13 protein-coding genes are annotated in these 19053 nt (G+C 39.9%); all 13 read right to left on the bottom strand.

Translation table 11 applies throughout. The features are described from left to right. Positions 1-25 precede the first annotated feature (25 nt). On the bottom strand, positions 26-331 hold the full coding sequence (locus AC5590_RS20495) for a hypothetical protein (RefSeq protein ID WP_169265292.1): 306 nt from the start codon (positions 329-331) through the stop codon (positions 26-28). A gap of 66 nt (positions 332-397) precedes the next feature. Continuing rightward, complete coding sequence (locus tag AC5590_RS20490; RefSeq protein WP_169265291.1) at positions 398-670, bottom strand: hypothetical protein; 273 nt, start codon at positions 668-670, stop codon at positions 398-400. A gap of 182 nt (positions 671-852) precedes the next feature. Then, entirely contained in the window at positions 853-1170 is a 318-nt protein-coding gene (locus AC5590_RS20485; RefSeq protein WP_169265290.1) for a hypothetical protein, read from the bottom strand. 478 nt (positions 1171-1648) lie between these two features. Beyond that, positions 1649-2425, bottom strand: coding sequence for a peptidylprolyl isomerase (locus tag AC5590_RS20480; protein ID WP_169265289.1), 777 nt, complete (start codon positions 2423-2425; stop codon positions 1649-1651). 127 nt (positions 2426-2552) lie between these two features. Continuing rightward, the gene (locus tag AC5590_RS20475; RefSeq protein WP_169265288.1) at positions 2553-4112 is read right to left on the bottom strand and encodes a beta-barrel domain-containing protein; all 1560 of its coding nucleotides are present in this window, start codon (positions 4110-4112) and stop codon (positions 2553-2555) included. Between the two features lie 296 nt (positions 4113-4408). Continuing rightward, positions 4409-7489: a peptidase domain-containing ABC transporter gene (locus AC5590_RS20470; RefSeq protein ID WP_169265287.1), complete on the bottom strand. Its 3081-nt coding sequence runs from the start codon at positions 7487-7489 to the stop codon at positions 4409-4411. 23 nt (positions 7490-7512) lie between these two features. Further along, the gene (locus AC5590_RS20465) at positions 7513-7734 is read right to left on the bottom strand and encodes a hypothetical protein (RefSeq protein ID WP_169265286.1); all 222 of its coding nucleotides are present in this window, start codon (positions 7732-7734) and stop codon (positions 7513-7515) included. 2928 nt (positions 7735-10662) lie between these two features. After that, complete coding sequence (locus tag AC5590_RS20460; RefSeq protein ID WP_169265285.1) at positions 10663-11004, bottom strand: HetP family heterocyst commitment protein; 342 nt, start codon at positions 11002-11004, stop codon at positions 10663-10665. A gap of 195 nt (positions 11005-11199) precedes the next feature. After that, positions 11200-12012, bottom strand: coding sequence for an HlyD family secretion protein (locus AC5590_RS20455; RefSeq protein ID WP_169265284.1), 813 nt, complete (start codon positions 12010-12012; stop codon positions 11200-11202). A 1983-nt stretch (positions 12013-13995) separates the two neighbouring features. Beyond that, complete coding sequence (locus AC5590_RS20450; RefSeq protein ID WP_169265298.1) at positions 13996-16515, bottom strand: GH116 family glycosyl hydrolase; 2520 nt, start codon at positions 16513-16515, stop codon at positions 13996-13998. Between the two features lie 60 nt (positions 16516-16575). Further along, on the bottom strand, positions 16576-16773 hold the full coding sequence (locus tag AC5590_RS20445; protein ID WP_169265283.1) for a hypothetical protein: 198 nt from the start codon (positions 16771-16773) through the stop codon (positions 16576-16578). 854 nt (positions 16774-17627) lie between these two features. Continuing rightward, the gene (locus AC5590_RS20440; protein ID WP_169265282.1) at positions 17628-18035 is read right to left on the bottom strand and encodes a hypothetical protein; all 408 of its coding nucleotides are present in this window, start codon (positions 18033-18035) and stop codon (positions 17628-17630) included. Between the two features lie 397 nt (positions 18036-18432). After that, on the bottom strand, positions 18433-18978 hold the full coding sequence (locus tag AC5590_RS20435) for a GIY-YIG nuclease family protein (RefSeq protein WP_169265281.1): 546 nt from the start codon (positions 18976-18978) through the stop codon (positions 18433-18435). Positions 18979-19053: the final 75 nt, after the last annotated feature.

Genomic DNA, 19053 nt, shown 5'->3' with positions numbered 1-19053 from the left:
GTTTCTGACAACTCACTTTATTATGTTATGTTGATGAAACACTCCTTATAAAAGATCCAGCAATTGTTCCATTAGAATTGTTTGCAAATAACGTAACGGAACGAGATTTAAACTTGCCATCATCTGTTAAGACTTCATATCCGACAACTCCAGGTTTACTTAATTTTTTTATAACAGATTTGTCATCGGAACTTACGTCTGTTACTTCGTAACCTTCTAATTGTGGTAACAGATTAAATAAATCAGCGAGCCGTAATCCACCTGTTACGTGAAGATCTTCTTCAGTTACGACTTCACAAAAATCTAAGTCAATGATTTCTAATTGATCCATGTTACACTTCATCCAAATGATTTAAGTTTAGATATTCTTGGTAAGCCAGATTAATGACAAGTTGAGTTAATTTGAAACAGAGGAAAGAGAAAAAACGCTAGTAGCAGAGCTACTCGCAGAACTACCTCCAGAAATTGCAATCGCTTCAGCATAACTGCTAGCCGAAGGACTACTAGTGCCAGCAACTGCTTGATTTACAGCAAGAGTACCAGTGTAGGTTGAAGGACCAAAAGCACGTGCCAAATATGCAGTAAATGCTAAAGCCTTCCCACCACCATGTAAATGCATGGTATTTTCTTCAGAAACAGAGTCTAAATAATCGAGATCCAAGATCAACATTGCTTTTCTATGTTTTTAATTCACTTTTGACTGAGTTCATCAATAAAGAGCAGTTGGACAGTTTTCCTGTCAAATAGAAATATGCTGAAATATTTCATCTAAAAAAAGATAAAATATTCAGCATTTTCATAATTTTATTGACAAAAAAATGTCAACATTTTATACCCCTTATGGAGTATATACTATAATCTAGCACCAGCTGTTAAGACACCAGCAGATTCAGAACCTACACCCGCAATCACAGTATTGGTGACATTAGATTCAGTATATGAGTTGTTACCTGAAGCAGTGTTGTCGTAAATGTTGATAGATGAGTTACCTACAGCGTTTACAGTGCTAGTCAGGGAAGAGGTGATGCTCTTGTTAGCCAACAGAGCAATATTAACGTTAAAATTTTGTGTTGAACCTGTGGTCAGGTTAACATTTTTGGTGAGGCCGATACCACCAACAATTTCAGCGCCTTCAACGGTTTCCAAAAGATTCAAATCAGAAATAATCATGGGGTTTCTCCTGGGAAATTATGTTTTGTGTTTTTGTTCTGGGAATTTGTGTAAGCGTTTTTTGCTTACATTTATAAATATACAACATTCAATTTATAAGTCAACTATTTTTCGAAAAAATGTTTATAATTTTCACTTATATAAATAAAAAAAACAATATTTTTGACTTATTAAAGTTATCTTTTTTTATATAGCTAAAAACAACAAATTAGCCAATACAAAGCTAATTGTATCGACTTTAATGAAATATATTTGGCTTTTTATAAAGTTAATGTGTCAGTCAAATTGAAAGTAAGTAATGTTAAGTTTTTCCCCTTGTGTAATGTTTTTAATTGCTCATGCTCTTGTTTCTTATGCTCAGAAAAGACTGTTAGCTCTTTTTTAGAAAAAAGAAACCCCTATATCCTGCTGCATAAAAGTAGGATAAGTCGCTAGCAAATTGGTTAGAAAGTTAAAATTTTTTTACTGAATAAGGAAATCAAGCTTGCTTAGGCAGTTCTGTTGATGCTTGAAAACCTACATCTAAATCAGTAACGATTTCCATCGATGTAACTTGTTCCTTCAACCAATGATCAAACAATTCCTGCTGAATTTGCTCACGCAACTGCTCATCCAAGATAGGTTGAACAATTTCCTCTACCCAAATCAAATAAACTCCCTTGGAGGTTGAAATCGGCTTGAGAGGGGACGGTGGAGTAGCAGCAAACACAGCCGCTGCAATCTCTGGTCGAAAATCTTTACGACGTCGTATTCCTTTATATCCTCCAGCACGTCGAAGTTCAGGCTGTTGAATATATTCACGAGCTATTTCTTGGAAAATGATTTCGTTTGATTGCAGAGAATAAAACAGTTCTAGAGCTAAGTCTGTGTCATCCAAGATGACTTCATATGTGGCAGCACCAACGTAATTGAGTTGGTTTTCATAAAAGAAGCGTTCTATATGCCCAGCAAAGAGGTGATGAGCTAACTTAGTGGCTAGTACCTTGTTATGGATCAATTGTTCAAACTCAGGCAGAGAGAGATGATGTTTTTTGAGCCAGTTCCAAGTGTCTTGAGCTTTGACTAGTTTTTTGGCAAAGCGTAATCTATCTCCTTCCTGTTGAACTTCTTGTTCTAAGACTTGAATACCTGCTTCTTGGGCAGCTGATGCAATAATTTTTTGGGTTGCGATCGCTTGCACAACATCAGGGATTTGACAACAAAGCTTTAGACTCTGAATCAGGTCTGAGGACGAAATGGTCAAAGGTTCTGACACGAGACGATTCTCCTGGGAATTTAAAACAGTTATCAGTTATCAGTTACCAGTTATCAGGTAGGAAACGGACTCATCCACCCCTTGTTCATTGCAGCTGGTACTGTTCACTGTTGAAGTTGACTTTTGACTAAACGTTTAAGCCACCTTTGTGCAATTTCTTAAATGGATCTAGGATGAAGTCTATGATACGCCGCTGGCGGATAACCACCTCAGCGGTTGCAGTCTGTCCAGGAATGAATTGAAGACGTTTGTTGCCATTCTCGATATACTGTTTATCCAAAGTAATTTCTAACTCAAAGTTTTCTACATTCCCTTGAGGCGTTTGGGTAACTTTGGAGTCTGGAGAAATCCAATTAACTTTTGCTGACACAATGCCATACTCCTGGAAAGGATAAGCATCAAACTTGACTTTGGCAGGCATACCCGCTTTTAAGAAGCCACTGTGCTGGTTTGGTATCACAGCCTTGAGTACTACACCAACTTGTAATGGTGCAATTTGAGCAACTCTTTGACCTGGTTGTAGTACGGCTCCCGGTTTGGTAGTGGGAAATTCAAAAATCACACCATCAATAGGCGATCGCACTACTCGTTGCTGCAACTGAATATTTGAGGCTGTTAATTGACTTTGAGTTTGGGAAATTTCCGATTGAACAGAATCAATTTGTGCTTGCAGTTCTTTGAGTTGTTCCTCTGCTTTGAGTTGTGCAAGTTCACCTGTATGAACCAGGCTTTGATAATTGCGTTGTTCTTCCTCCGCTTTGAGTTGTGCTTGCTGGATTTCAGACTGAGCTTGCTGAATGGTTCTTTGATAACTGCTTTGTTGTTCTTTTAAGCTCGACTGAGTCTGAGCAATATCAGATTTCGCTCGCAGAAGGTATTCGTAGTTTTCCTTTGCAGACTGTTGGATTTCCTCAAAACGCTCTTGTGGCATGACACCATCTTGATAGGCTTTTTTATAGCGTGGGACTTTTTGTTGAGAGGCTTGAAAACGAACTTCTGCTAATTTATAAGCTGCCTTACTAGAATCGAGAGCTTGTTGCACCTGGTCTACTTTCGCCAGTTTTTCCTCTTTCTGTAAGTTATAAACGGATTTGAGAGTATCTAAATTCCGTCGCGCCTGGTCCACTTGAGACTGCTTTGCTAAGAGTTGAGCTTGGTTTTGTTGTTGCTGAGTACGCACAGAAAGCGTTAATTGATTTTTGAGTAGCTCTGAGCTCTTTCGCCGATTTTGGAGTCCGTCCAACTTTGTTTGAACCTGGTTAAGTTCAGTTTTGACAACCTGTGAGTCCAATTCCAATAAAACTTGACCTGCTTTTACAGTTTCGCCTTCTTTGACCTTGACAGCAGTCACACTTCCACCCACTGGACTATCTAATTTTTGGGTTGCACCTTTAGGTTCAAGACGTCCTCTAGCACTCTCTGTCTCATCAACCTTTGAGAACATCGCCCAAGGTAAGACAATCAGGGCAAAAGCTGTCAACAAGTACAGCGAAGAACGCGTCCAAACTTTAGGTAAAGCATCTAACAGTTCTTCGGTTCCAGAAAACCAATTTTGTGTATCATCTGTTGCTTCTGTATGCTTAGATGACTCAGTAGATTCCGCACTTTTTGCTGAAGGAATGTAGTTTTTCTGCGGATCTGACTGGGGCGGAACTCCAGATGAGGGATCACGAGATGTGTTTGGCATAGTTAAGACTTACGCATTGTCAAAAAATTGATTATGTGAATTGAGTCAAATCTTAGGTTTGAACTTTTTTTAAGACGCATTATTTCGGCTCAATGATAATTGTCATTTGCAACATACACATGAAATATGAGGATTTGGTGAGTATTTTGTACATGGTTTTCAAGAAAAACGTCATTAACGGTTGCAGTTTAGTTAATCCACATTTTTCTTTGTACAGTGCGTAAGTCCTAATAGTTTTCGGCTAATGGTTCGCGAAATCAATGATCATTTAGGTGATCACTGCTAACTGTAGAAACTTAACCTACATGAGCAAGTTGTTGTTGATTCAGGTAGTAATAATGTCCTTTTTTAACGATTAATTCGTCGTGTGTCCCGCTTTCGATCAAGACACCTCGGTCTAACACCAGAATTAAATCAGCGTTGCGGACAGTGGAAAGGCGATGAGCAATAATCAGACTCGTGCGTCCTTGAAGAATAGTTTTTAGGTTGTTCTGAATGATTCGTTCGGATTCTGCATCCAGGCTACTGGTGGCTTCATCGAAAATTATAAATCGGGGATTACCTAGCAAGGCGCGGGCGATCGCCAGACGTTGGCGTTGTCCGCCAGAAAGCATCCCACCACCTTCACCAATTTCGGTGTCGTAACCCATTGCCATCTGCTGAATAAATTCATCTGCTCCAGCCAAACGTGCTGCTTCTATAATTTCTTCTAAAGAGGCTTCTGGATGGGCGATACCAATGTTTTCTCGAATTGTACCACCAAACAAGAAAGTATCTTGGTCTACCACACCCATTTGTTGTCGCAGGGATTTAAGAGTGATACTACTGACATCGTGACCATCGACTAAGACCTTGCCTTCGCTTGCAGGATATAGACCCAACATTAACTTTGACAAGGTTGTCTTTCCTGAACCACTGCGTCCCACCACCGCAACTGTTTGTTCCGGCTTAATTTCAAAGCTGAGATTTTCCAGGACGTTCGTCTGGCTTTCTGAGTGATAGCGGAAAGTGACATTATCAAAGCGAATGTGACCGCGCATCTGACGCAAAGGCTTGCGGGGTTTAGTTTGCAAGTCTTCTTCTGGTTCTGCATCCAGGACATCGTTGATGCGTTCCACAGAAATCACAATTTCTTGGAATTGATTCCACACCACGCTAAGTCGTTTGAAAGGGCTAAGGACATTGCCCAATAACATATTAAAAGCAATCAGTTGTCCTATGGTGAGTTCTTGATTAATCACTAGCGAGGCCCCGTACCATAGCAATGCCGTATGCATCACAGTGTCGATGACACCACTAATAATTTGCAGGTTATTGCCAATAATCTGTGCGCTAAAAGATTTTTTGGTCAAAGTATTCAGCAGTTCTTCCCAACGCCAACGCACGGTATGTTCAATTGACATTGAACGCACAGAACGAATACCTGTGAGGGCTTGAATCAGATAACTGCTTTGTTCCGCGCCTGCATTGAAAATCTCTCTGGACATCCGACGCAAGATGTTTGTAGAAGCTAGTGTCAGGATAAAAAATGGCGGTACAGTCATTAACCCTAGAAGTGCCATCCGCCAGTTATACCAAAACATCAATCCTGCATAAATAATCACCGTCAACAAATCCAGAATGATTGACAGCGTTTCGCCAGTCAGGAATTGTTGAATTTTTTGGTTTTCTTGGATGCGAGAGACAATATCTCCGACGTAGCGGGACTCGAAGAACGATAAAGGTAAGCGTAGGGTATGTTTGATGAAACCTACCAACAGTGCAATGCTGACACGGTTTGCTGTATGCGCTAAAAGATATTGCCTTAAGCCATTCACAGCGATGCTGAACAAACCAAATATGATCAACCCAACACAGACAGCGTTTAATGTAGAGGTGCTACCCTGAACAATGACTCTATCAAAAAGTAGTTGGGTAAATAGGGGCGTGATTAGCCCAAACGCCTGAATCAGTATTGAAGCAAAGAAAACTTCCAGTAGTACCCAAGTGTGGGGTTTGAGTAGCTCAAAAAACCTCCAAATGCCTGTGCTGTCATCTTCTGTTTCTTTGAGTACAGATGTGGGTTGCAGCAATAAGGCGTATCCAGTCCAACCTGCCTGAAATTCCTTTGGGCTGAGAATGCGTTGACCAATCCCAGGGTCACCCACAATCACTCGTTTTGAGGTAATTTCATAGAGGACGATGTAGTGTTTGCCTTCCCAATGGACAATCGCTGGTAGGGATTGTTGTGCTAGTTTATCAAAGCTGGCTTTGACGGGACGGGTTGCAAAGCCAACATTTTCGGCGGTGGCGGCTAAAGCACTGAGTGATGCACCAGACTTGTTGACGTTAGCTGACTCCCGCAGTCGATTCAGATTTAGGCGTTTGCCCCAATAGCGTGCTATCATTACCAGGCACGCGGCACCACAATCAGCAGCACTTTGCTGTGCAAAAAATGGGTAGCTTTTGGTTAGTTGTCCCCACGCTTGCCCGACTTTGACTTTGGGAGTTGGAAAGTAAGGGCGTGATTTTTTTGGTGGCTCTTGTCTTGTTGTCGCTGACTCCCGGTGGCGAAAAGGGATGACGTTTCCAGAAGGAGTAATTTGTTCTGATTTTGATTTGCGAGGACGTGACTTCTGTTCTTGAGGTGCGGGTGAACCTTGTTCGGGTTCTACCAACTGTGCTAATTGCTGAGCGTGTTCAATTACCGTTTGCCATTGTGTTTCTTTGAGATCGTAGGCGATCGTTGGCTCAGTTGTTTGCCAATCTCCCTGATCTGAGTGTGTAATAATTTGTCCTGGTGTCAAACTTTGACCATTTGTATGTCGCAGTTCTCCTTTGTACACCAGCCACAATTTACTATCTTTGGGTAGCGATATTTTTTGGTTGCTATCCAAAAAGTGTTGAGAGAAATAAGATAAACCTTTTAGTATTTCTGGTACATCTGGTGGCGGGCACTCGATTTGCGAATTTTGCCGACATCGCAGTAGTAAGTCCCATAATTGAGCGCGTTGCAGTAGGCGATCGCGAAACTTGGGATTATTATCTATCAAAGCTTTTAATATCTCTAGTTTGAGATAGCAAAGCTTGAGGTTAGTTGAAGCTTTGGCAATATATGGTAAAAAGTCTTGTTCTGGAAACAAGGTGGCTTCTGCGAAGCAAGAACCTGTACCTAGGGTTGTGATTAAGTTCTCTGCGCTATCTAAGAGTCTGACTTTGCCACGAAGAACTATATAAATTCCGGCAATACTGTCTGTTGTTTGCAAAAACTGCTTTGTGGGTGTTGGTTCCAGGATTTCTGCCTGTGCAATACACCCTGCTAGTTCCTGTTGTGAAACAACCTGCTCAAAAGCATCAGCAAGTTGTTGACACAGTTGCTGCAAAAATTCTGATGACATTTCGTTTCTTCCTCCACAACAATTCAGTCTTTACTCTCAACTAAACTGGTTGACCGTAAACTACACTCTCGTTGAGCCAGCAGTTGCAGAGTAGCATACACCCATCTATCAATAGTGCTATTTAAGCTTGCAAAAGCTTGCCGTTGAGTTATCTGGTGTAACATAATATTAGTTAACGTCAAAAAAGTGGGCACATGAATCCGCTGTAGCTGTTGCAAGTTCCCGCGCAAAGGGTTGACAGCCACATACTTAATTAGTCCTGGGAAGCTAATTAATTGTGTGTTTGACGTATAGCTAACCTTGGGAACCGCTCCCCTACTGTTATGGGGTTTAGGGGGGCTATCCCAGGTTTATATACTTTGATTCTTCTATCTTCCGGTTTCTGGGGTAACCGCAACGAATAGAGTAATCAAAGAGTTGCAAACACATCAAATTTATTTGAATTTAAAGAGAAAGCTATAAAGACGCACCGACTAACAAAGTAAGAATAAATTTTATTAGTAAATGGCAGTAAGCATCCCTGAGTCAACAAACTGAAAAACATGGCTGTTAGATCCTTTACATACAACACTATGTTGTTAATATGATGTTAGAGAGTATACAAGCAGTTACTTGATCATGAGTCGAAGGACTCCTTCTAAGTATCCTGCAAGATAGCCACTGTATCTGAAATTGAATCAAAATCCAACCGAAACCTAAGAACTAATCAGAATTTGGCAGAGCAAAGATCTGAGTCTGTCTGGCTCAGGGTGAATTCTGTTTACAAGGAACTTCCAGGTAACTTCAGAAAAGAAAAACAGTTAACTTTGCTGTCGAAACAGTATAAATTCGTTATTTTCGCGCCTGCAGCGAGAAATTGGTGACCGCAGGCAAGAATATAATTTTTACCTACCAATGGAGCACCTACTAGGTTGCTCTTCAATCAGGAATATGGGTTATGAGACTTGGGAGTGATAAAAAAACAACTCCAGGAATTAATCTAGCACACTCCTTCAATGAAACTACCAAACAATTTATTAGTAAATTTTCGTACCTCTTGTCAAGAGGTCTTTATAAAGTCTTTATTCTTCATCTTTACTTTTGAAAAAAAATATATTAACTTTATCATTATTTTATATTAATGTTTGTGTAAAAAAAAAATTTTGTGTATAAAAATCTAAATTCATATTATTTTTTAATAATTTGAAATAAAAGTTGGCATTGAGTAACCAATAATACATTTTGAGAAAAAGTCAAAAGTAAAAAGTTGTATCTTTAAACGTCAACTACACAAGTGATTTTCATGTAACTAACTAAAGCATAAGAATTTCATACTTTAGTAGTATTGACAGTATTAACAAAACATAATTCGAAAAAGTAATATCTTTACTAGCACAGGTTGCCTCAAGTGAATCTGCTCTCAGCCTGGCTTCTTTCTAGATGCCTACGTATGTAGCGGTACGTACGTAGTGGTGAGACAGTGAGCAGTTCCGAGGAAGGGCTGGTAGCCTATCTCCTTGACTAAACCCTCGTTGAATACACCTGCGGTGCATGTCCCGGCTTGTAGACACCCTTTGAGCCGCTTCCCAGACGATAGCATTAGGCATTTTCCCTCTGGAAGAAACGGAGCGTGCGAATGATGAGTTTCCCGCGCCTTTGCGACTGCCTAAAGCCCAGATACTTGAAGAAGAATTCAGTTGTCAGAAGGCAGAACCCAGCAATATGATTGGATCGGTGCAGCACCCAACCAATTGAATACAACGCTCTTATCCTGCACCAGGGTTACCCTTCGACAAAGCTCATTAAAGCCCTCCCGCAGTACTGGCGACCGTATAGACGGTGGGGTTTTAAACTCAAAGACTTCCGTTCGCTGAACTCTACAATTTATGCGCTTGTCTTTCTTTCTTTCTTATTCTGATTCCTCAGTTCTGAGTTCTGAGTTCTTTTTGATAAGACTTATGGGGTTGTGCGCTTGGGAGGAAACGTAAGCAACAGACAACTTTTGGCACACAAGTGTCCTGCTCAATCTAGATTGTTTCAGTGTTTTTAGCTTTAAGCGAACCGTATTAAAACAAAAACTGGAAGCTAACTTATCGTTTGAGCTTCCAGTGATTTCTACATAAATTACAAGTAAACTTGCGCAGTGACAGTCCTATTTTGGGAGGAGTAGGATGACACTTATTCACACACAAGTAAGAAAAAACTATAAGTTCTACAAGCCTTGACAACAGTCTGGTGTTGCTATTTCGTTTTTCACACTAAAAGTTCTGTCAGCTTTGCTACAACCTAGAATAGATTAGGTAGCAGCCTTACATCTTTGGATTGGGGGAAGATACCACTCCAATTTCTCTTTGCTGAGACTTTTTGTGAAAAAGAACCACCATTTGCAACTTTGGATCTGTTGGTCTACGTGTAGAAGTTATATACTCTACAAGATGCTGACGATTTCGGCAACAGATTCGACATATTTAACAGTTAAGAAAAATTATATATAATCATTTCTTCTCTCCTTTAGAATAAATTTTAGGCATCAATCGATTTCTTTGATGTTATTTATAATTTATACAAAATAGGTTGTATCAATATGCCACTTTGGCATATTTAAAATAAAAAGCTGTCAGTTATCTAAATTGCGTAGTTACTTATCAAGTTATCCATAGCAGAATATGGATCAGTTAAAGTTTAAAACTTAGAGAAACTCTAGATTTTTAACCAAGTACGTATCAGCTTACTCCGCCCTCACGGACACCCTCTGTTAGGCAAAAAGACGGGTACTCCGAGTTCCCACGTTCGCAAAGTAGCTTGCCTTTAAGGCATAGGGCATTGGGCATAAGGGGACAGGGGTGAGATTTTTGCTCCACAACTTCGGTTTTTAACTTCAAAACCGCCATGCTATAGATATTACAGCAGTTTTCGGGTAAATAAACCACACTCTCCGGGGCGCAATGCCTTGTACCCCTATAAAAAATAGTGGTTCAAATAGATGAAAATCGCTGTAAATCAGCATGGCAGATACTAAACAACCCAAAGATGTGTCTTTTGTGAATCTATTGACTCCAGCAAGTGTGTAATTGAATTTACAGAATTTAAGAGAAAAGATTAACTTGTTCTGAAGCCATTTCAGGACTGGTGGATTCATATTCGTCCACTTGTGTTGTTAACCACTGTTCCAAATTCCCACCACGGGTTTTTGTTTATTTCTTACCAACCACCTCAAGTAATGGTCTATCTTTAATTTTGCTGAGGCAGTTAGTTGATGTGAGATGGCTTTGGGACCTTTTGTCAGAAGAGATATTAGTAACTTTGAGATTTTCGTTTTCCTGTTGATTTGACCTACTAACATGAGAATTTTCTTTAAGCAGTCGGTTGTAAGTACGGTAGGGAATGTAATGTAGAGGATTGTAGCCTGCAAAACGTAGCATAAGAACACAAGCCCAGGAATACTTACCAGCAAGAATAGCCTCAACGACTTGGTCGAATTGTTCTGGAGGAAGTTTTTTATCTAACTGATGACTGCAAGACATATTTTGGTTCATGGTATTTGTGTTGTTGTGAAAGTAAATTAGCTGATCAGTTTCTTTGGTTATTTGTGTTCAATTGAAGGTATATCAACTGTTCTTGCCTGTTTGCAGATATTGCATTGCTTTAAAGGAAATATCAGTGATAGGGCGATAGGGAACTATTTTGCAGCGGCTGGGAGTTTTGGTGTTGAGAGAATAGATGTAGCTTTTTTAACTAGTACTGAAATCGACCTTTCTAAATGCATCAAGATTGATTTGCACTTTTTTATTTTGCAAGTTAGTCATTCCCATAACCAATTGCTGAATCTGCCTTTGGTTTAGTCGTTCTGTAGGCTGTGTTGGCATTTCTGCGTTTTGTGGTTCGAGTTTATCTGATGCTCCTAAGCCAGCTTTGCTCTCTTCTGCTCTGGCTAATGCACGAGTTTGAGCAAGTGTTCGAGTTCGAGCCATCAAATCTTTGATGTGGTTGAAGTGTGTTTGGTCGGGTGCTAAATCTTGGTTTTGCACTTCAACTTTTGAAAGCAAAGGCTCTGTGTCAAATTCTGCAACAACCTGACCTGTTTTGAACTCTTGAACTTCTTTAACTCCAGTCTTAAGGACTTTGCTCAGATCTTGTAGCTGAAGTTTGTGAGGCGAATCTAGTGCTACAAATTTTTCTCGAACATGACTGACCTGTTGAATCTTTCCTGTCCACGCCCAAACAACAACCGTTGTAAAAAAAGTTATGCTCCTCAACGTGACTAAATGAGCAACGGTTAAAGGTAGTTGATCAAGCAATGTCTCTAAGGATGTAGAGCAATATCCTGCATTTTTATTTGCTATTTGAGGCTTTGTAACCCTCGGGAAGCGTGTCTCTATAGGTGCTTTTGGTAAAGCCTCTTTTATTGAAGTTAAATGATTTGCGTAGATGAATGCTGTTTGTGAAACCGAATCACAGCAGGGATACAACTTATGAAAATTTATCCCTGTATTCTCTGTTGTGCTTAAGGTTTCCACTGCATTTGACCTGATGATACTGTTCATGATCTGTCCTGATGATCCCAAACCTGACTTTCTATTCAAGTCTTTTTGCTGCTAAGCCGGAATGATGTTATGTTTCGATGAAATTCAGCAGCTAGTTTTTAGAAAAGCAATTTCTACAGACGGACACAATACAATAGAGGGTTATTAAACTTACAATTTTGATTTCCAGACCACTCAGTTGCTGGTGAGTTATCGACTGTAACTTTTGCTTACTTTACCAGAGAACTTAATTTACCTTATCCATGTTATATATCTGCTCTGAAAAATTTTCTAGTGGCTTTCCGTAGATGCAATTTTATCTTTTTAAAATTTTACTCTCCCCTAATTAAGTTATTTGTTTCTGTTACAACTAACTTCCATTTTTATACCAAATAATTAGGAGTCATTAAGTAAAATAGCATACTTTTTAGGGTTGATGAGAAAAATTAAGCATCCCTAATCCTTAATCCCCATATTCGTATTTATACTATTTTTTGCCGTAAATGTCATCTCCTAAATTATTTTTTTTCAACGTTATTTCGATTATCTTTCTAGATTAACTCAATTTTTATCAACTTTACGTTTTCTGTCTAAAGTGTTAGATATTAGGGGGTAATACCCCTCATACACACTGAATGTAAGGCTTTTATCTCCTCAAGAAGTATCTAGATTTGAGATGTGAGTAAATGTTCTAATACTTTCAAAATATATCAGCAAAAGTAGCATTTAGACAATCTTTACTAGAGAGAATTCGTGAGAATATTTTTTACAATTGCCGGAAAACATATTGTTATCGTTATCTCACTTAAGATCCACCACATAGTTAAATTTTCATTTTCACAGGCAAATCCAAATCTACGATGAGTTTGTTATGGACTTGGCACAAAAAATCTTAAAATAATGCTGATATATTCTGATGACATGACATATTCATGGTAAAATTTTAAGACTTCTTAGAGATAGACTGTCTTAATTACAACCAAACACTGTCTAAGGTATTTGAGAAAGCAAAAGTAGCATAGTGCGACTGTGTAGATTTCTTGAATTTTTCAGTCAAAAAGGAGAAGTCGTACAATATGCTGCTCGCTAAATTTAAAAAATACTTGTATTTATTTGAAATTTTGACGCTACACAGTTCAGTTGTTTCTTAGTACTGAGTAGGATGTAAAGAAGCCGTGTAGAAGGGAAAATATTTCACACTAATCACACGCCATTTGCTATCCTTAAAACCCTTGAAGTATGTTTATGACAGGCTACACTTTGGTGTAGTCTGTCTGTAGGAATTACACAGACGTACTGGCGCTGGCTAGCAAGTGGCGTTTCAAGCAACGATCGCGACTAACATTTACCACTACAACAGCTAATCATCGCCAGATAATCTGCACCACAATCTGATGAACTCTGTTGTTGAATAAAAAGATAGCGACGCCATAACCGGATCATTCAAGGGCACAGATGAATTGCTTGTTGGTAAAAATCAATATTTGCTATGGTTTCAGCAGCTTTTGAACTCTGAACCTTGGAAAGAACTGCTCTTTACCTATAAATTTCTGTTCTCAGTGAACTGTTCACGACGAAAATATATTCATCGTTTCGTCTGTGTGTTTAAATAAACTGGACAATGTTGTTTTGTGTTGAAGCGAAAAGATTGAGAAGCCTTTCAAAAAAGATTTACAGCAATTTTGAATTGAAAGAAACTCCCTACCCGGAAACTTGTCATCTGTAAACATTTCTCTACATTACTAGTTTTTCATGTATTTCAAGCTACTAGTTTTTAGATTGTTCAACAGTAACTCCCTACTTATAAGCCCTTAAAACTCGGTGTGAATCGATATATTATAAGAGCAGTCCTAAATAATACTTCTGGAGTTAGTAGCTCAAGTCCGGAAAGAGGTGAAAAAATATTGTCTGACAGATAAAAACGACTTGAATTGTTAGGTATAAAATGTTAATTTCGCATAGAAAATAGGCAGCAGGTAAAAATCCCTAACCTGTAACCTATGGCTAATCAATGAGCAAATAAATTGCCCAAATTGCCATAGCACGAAGATAAGTACTAGCACGGAAAGTACCAACAACAGTGATAGCTTCAGGTGTGCGGAATTGTAGCCCATTCTCATAAATTTGCTGCACGACAGCGTATACAATCCTAAAAGCTTCATCCTTCATTTCCATTTGCACAAGAAAAGCCGCCAATCCAAAATTTATTCCCGTCCAAATCTCCAAGGGATGAGTTGCGTTGGGGTTCTCTGGGGAACCATCAGGACGAACACCGTTAGCAGCACCGAACTTCCCATCGTAAAACTTGAGGAAACAAGCATCGTAAACAGTTTTTAAAGCAGAGAGGATGCACTCAACAGGTACAATATCCGGTAGACCCAACAAACGAGCATAGAATTGCCCACATAACTGGTCTGCCATAACCACATCAGATCCACTCTCACTATCCAGTCGATAGTATTGCCCATTCCAGAGTTTTTCTTGGTAAATAGGGCGAGATTGTGTCAGCCAAGTTTCGTAGATAGACTTTTGTTGAACCAATTCCTCTATGTCAATGGATGCTTTCCAAGGGCGATCGCACTCCTGTGTAGAGGTGTTTTCCTTTTGATCTATGGAGTTTAATAAAATATCGCAAATGGCGATCGCCGCTTCCATTGCCGCCAACCACAACCCACCACAATAAGCGCTGACTCCTACCAAGCGCCAGTCATCAAAAGTTTGGTCAGGCGCGCCAGAATTTTCCGGAATACCATCTTCATCTTTATCAAACCTTTTCAGGTAGTCTAGAGTTTGCACAACAGGATTCCAACACTCTGCCAGGAATTCCACATCGTCAGCACCTGTCAGCAGGAAGTCTCGGTACACTTGCAATACAAAATCACAACCTAAATCTTTCCAAAGATTGCAATCTTGATAACTTGTATAATTTGTTTTCTCCCAGACATGTTCGTTTGGTGCACCTAAATCGTGAGGTGTAGCGCCTGCGGTTTTACGAACTGCCATCGGACTTTCCGCACCAATCACGTAATAGTAGCCAATAATACGGTGTGTCTCGTCACAACTGGGAATTGCTCGTGCAAAGGCACGTATCACCGCCTTCTCTAGTTCTGGAAACAGCATCAAGAGGGCGAAAGAACCATAAAGCCGCACATCCAAACTTTCATACCAGCGGTAATCTAAGCACTCTAATACGGCAAACTGACCAACAGGGTCGCGATCGCTTGCCGCACTCCAGAGAGTTCCACCACTGGTCAGATCATAAAGCTCATTAAACAGAGCCATTTTGAACCAGTCTGGCAAGTCTTGGCGCTCAATAATTGGCTGTTGCCAAGATTGAATCTGTTGTTGCCAAACATGATATTCTGCTAAAGTGGTGGATGCTATTGTCCAAGCATTCTTTCCACTTTTACCAAAAAAGTCGGTATATCTGCGATAATATGTAGTCCCGGCGGCAAATTCTGTGATCGGCAAATCCCAAGTCAGTGCGAAGGGAATTTCGAGAGTTTCGCCTGGTTGAAGAGTGAAACGTACAGCAAGAGCCACCCCTATCTGTTCACCTTCTGCTGCTGGAGTATTATCGACGTGATTAGGCAAAGAGCCATCTTGGGCGAAGCTTTGCCAGACTTCTTCCCCAGTCCCAACTGGATTCCAACGCGTGTGGTACTGGACTTCAACATTTGGTTGTTTGCGAGTAGCAATACACCACTGTCCCTCTCCTTCTTGAGGGGGTTCAGTCATATTAACCGGCTCCAACAACAATCCAATACTTTCGTTGTTTTCAACTATCCGGTTAAAATTACCTTGACTTTCGCCTAAACGTGGCTGATACTCATAAACTGGGCTTCCATCATCCCGCACCCGAACCAGAGGAGATTTCACAGCATTAGTAAACCAGCCAACCATATTTTCCCAAGTCAGCATGATACTAAGACTAATAGGTGCATGAGTTGGGTTGTGTGCAGTCCACAGAAACACCGCGACTGGATAGCTTGCTTGTTGATAATTTCCTGCCCAAATAGGAGAGAATTGCTCACAGGTTAACTCTGCTTGAAACACCCCTTGATAAACAAACCAGCTACGAGGGTATAGAGCGTGATAAGTTCCCGTTTGGGATTGGGGTGATGAGGGAGTCACAGAAGTTTGTTTCACTTCCTCACTGTTTTCTTCTCTCCCTACTTTCTTACTTCCCGGATACCACTGCCATGTTCTAAGGCTTGCGTCTTCAGGAGGTTCAGTACACAAAGCGCAGGCTTGCGAGGATGAGCCAAAAGATTCAAATACACTGAATTGACACGCGGGGATGTTTTTGAATACATGTTCACCGCCGTCAATGTGCCACAAATTAAAATCTCCCCGTGAGGAACGACCAATACAACCTGCACCAAAACCGCCCAAAGGCATACCGTGCCAAGAACCATCATCAATATTGCTGGCATAACGGACTGTGTAAGGTTCGTCCCAACCTAAACCGATGGGACGACTCCAAGTGCAAGAGGGAATTACGGAAGATGGCAGTTTTCTCATCATTGGATTATACAGCGTTTAGGTATCCGTTCCTAGATCTGTAAGTAATGTCGAAATTTTTTAATTGTCTTGCTCTACGTCAACAATCACTCGTAAATCAGCTTGTGGCATCAGCCGCTGCAAAATTGTAAGATGACCATCGGCATCACTGCGGCTGCGGAATCGATTCATCACAATTCGCTCGGTTGGTGAAACCAACTGAACAACAGCCCACGGTGCAAGTGCTGTGCGGTATGTTTTAGTTTGTCGCTTTAACAAGAAAACCTCCTATGACATCCATAAGACACGAATTGATACAGTTGTCATCAACTGATTCATGTCTGCTTCTTTTGTAATCGATAGATACTGTCGTTGTAATCAGCAGATGTTCAGATTTTTTACAAGCATAATTTCTGGACTTCGCACTGACAAAAGGTAGTGCCAGACAAAAGCTTACCTCTATTCACACAATTCATACTTGCATGAATGAAGCGATGAACATGTCACTTTACCAGTTATCACGTAAGGTTTCGCTCAGTGGTAGCAGTTCTAAGCCACTAGCCTACTTTTAAGGTTTCCCTCAAAGCAGCAGCTTGTCTCACCATACGCATACAGCGAGTGTGGCTGACAGGTGGCACTGATTTAAGGAAAAGGCAAATATTTATGCAAGGCGCTAGTTGGTAGTGCTTGCCTGATAATTATTTTCCAACTCACACCAAAAAGTGTTGATCGTTTTGTCTTTGAACGTGCTAATATGTACGTCAACAAGTAACCAGAATCAACCTTAAAAACTTCAGACAAAAACAGCAATCTAGTCTAGAAAAACTAGAGGCATTGGTTGAATCTAAATTTTCTTGTTATTAACTATTGCTAACTGGAAAAAAGTCCACGATTTGATAACGCAACTATGTGGCTCGTGAGTTAGAGTTTCTTTAAAAACCCTTATTAGAGCTTCTCAACTAAATATTAAGAGCATTTTCTACAAGCCACTATCAACATGGTGTCTTGCGACAAACTAGTATACTTGCATCAAACCAAACCGAACTGGAAACCCACCGCCAAAGGTACTTCATGGCTAGTGATAGATTATAGATTTTGTAACTACTGCAAAAACAAACTCTCCAATAAACTCTCTAAATTGATATTAGACCCATATTGCTCATATCAGAGAGAGGGGTTTGAACCCTTTTTTGGAAAAACTCCGCAACCAATGCCGAAATCCCGAAATTATTTGTAAACAGAACGGGAATTGCTGCAAAATTTTGTTGAATCCTTTGCCAAGCACAGAATAAGATTCCTGGTTGTTTGAGTTCCAAAGCACTTGAGAGAGAAATTTGCTTGTTTGTCGGTTGAGAGGATGATGTTTGCAAGTTACCAGAAAGAGCACTGCCCTTTACAGCAAAACTGGAATCCCACACAGATACTTTGTTGGTGAAGTACAGATTAGCTAATCTCAACACCTCTAAGCAAAATCTACCACTACCGCGTTCATCGTCCATATTCACATGATGCTCCCCGATGATCTGAATTTTCTTGTTCACATTTACATCCCTAAAAAAGAAGAACAGGAAAAAAGAAACTAGATGAAAAAATTTAACATCATTACTAGTTAAATCTCGTACAAGTTAAATTGACCAAAGAAATCCCCAGGTGACAAGCCTGGGGAGGATGCAAACCATGAAAGCATAACGATTAATACTGATTTAGTATCGTACAGTACGAGGCTCGTCATTAACCGAAAAGAGGAGTTTTAGCTTTCTGATTGCTTTTTGGTGCAATCACCTATTAACAGCTACAATACTGCTCACAAAATCAATCTGGTTGCCAAAATGCCACATTAGGCGACGGAAACATCAGACCATACATCTTAGTAAATGTGGGTAATGACCCCCTATACCTGATACCTCTACAGTCAGTTACAGTAAATATGCAACGGTCTTATTTCAAATCCAACAAGCCGTTTTCTTTCAACTTAGGATGAAAGCGAATTTGTGTTTGTAAACCACGTAATTCTAAAACTGCTATGATTTCAGCTTCTACGCGACGTGCCACATTTTTAATGATTTTAGTTTGCGCTATTTCATCATTGGCAGGATTGTTATAATTTGCCTGTTCTTCAGGCGTCATGGTTGCTTTGGCATCTATCGCTTGCGTCCACTTGTCTTTATTATCTTGATTTCCAGTAGGGACAGTGCCATTTTCAGCAATCCAAGTTTGCTCTATCTTTTCTAAAATCGTACGATTAGGACGTTCAATTGTTTCAGCTTTCACCCAATAACAATTTTTGGGTTGACGTACTAAGTGCTGCTTCAAGCTGAGATAAACATCACGGGAATATCCTACAAACTGCAACACTTTTTCTTGATCAAAAATTGCGTATACTCCAATTTTACCTTGCAATTGTTCTGGCAATTGACCATTATCGTCAATATATGGAATGTACTCAATATTGGCTAAAGAAGGAATATTTATTTCTGTTGTCATAAAGAAAGTTGAAAACGGTTATTAGTTAGGTTTAGTAGTCATGCTTGCTGACAAAACTCATAAGTAATAATAACT

The organism is Brasilonema octagenarum UFV-OR1, assembly GCF_963888615.1.
GTDB classification, from domain to species: Bacteria; Cyanobacteriota; Cyanobacteriia; order Cyanobacteriales; family Nostocaceae; genus Brasilonema; species Brasilonema sennae.
The sequence above is the reverse complement of the archived record's forward strand: the minus strand, read 5'-3'. Positions and strand labels throughout refer to the sequence as shown.

Coding starts and splice junctions, on each gene's coding strand:
- AC5590_RS20485 (WP_169265290.1), bottom strand. CDS start 1,170: ATGATTATTTCTGATTTGAATCTTTTGGAAACCGTTGAAGGCGCTGAA.
- AC5590_RS20495 (WP_169265292.1), bottom strand. CDS start 331: ATGGATCAATTAGAAATCATTGACTTAGATTTTTGTGAAGTCGTAACT.
- AC5590_RS20460 (WP_169265285.1), bottom strand. CDS start 11,004: ATGAACCAAAATATGTCTTGCAGTCATCAGTTAGATAAAAAACTTCCT.
- AC5590_RS20435 (WP_169265281.1), bottom strand. CDS start 18,978: ATGACAACAGAAATAAATATTCCTTCTTTAGCCAATATTGAGTACATT.
- AC5590_RS20490 (WP_169265291.1), bottom strand. CDS start 670: ATGTTGATCTTGGATCTCGATTATTTAGACTCTGTTTCTGAAGAAAAT.
- AC5590_RS20450 (WP_169265298.1), bottom strand. CDS start 16,515: ATGAGAAAACTGCCATCTTCCGTAATTCCCTCTTGCACTTGGAGTCGT.
- AC5590_RS20475 (WP_169265288.1), bottom strand. CDS start 4,112: ATGCCAAACACATCTCGTGATCCCTCATCTGGAGTTCCGCCCCAGTCA.
- AC5590_RS20470 (WP_169265287.1), bottom strand. CDS start 7,489: ATGTCATCAGAATTTTTGCAGCAACTGTGTCAACAACTTGCTGATGCT.
- AC5590_RS20455 (WP_169265284.1), bottom strand. CDS start 12,012: ATGAACAGTATCATCAGGTCAAATGCAGTGGAAACCTTAAGCACAACA.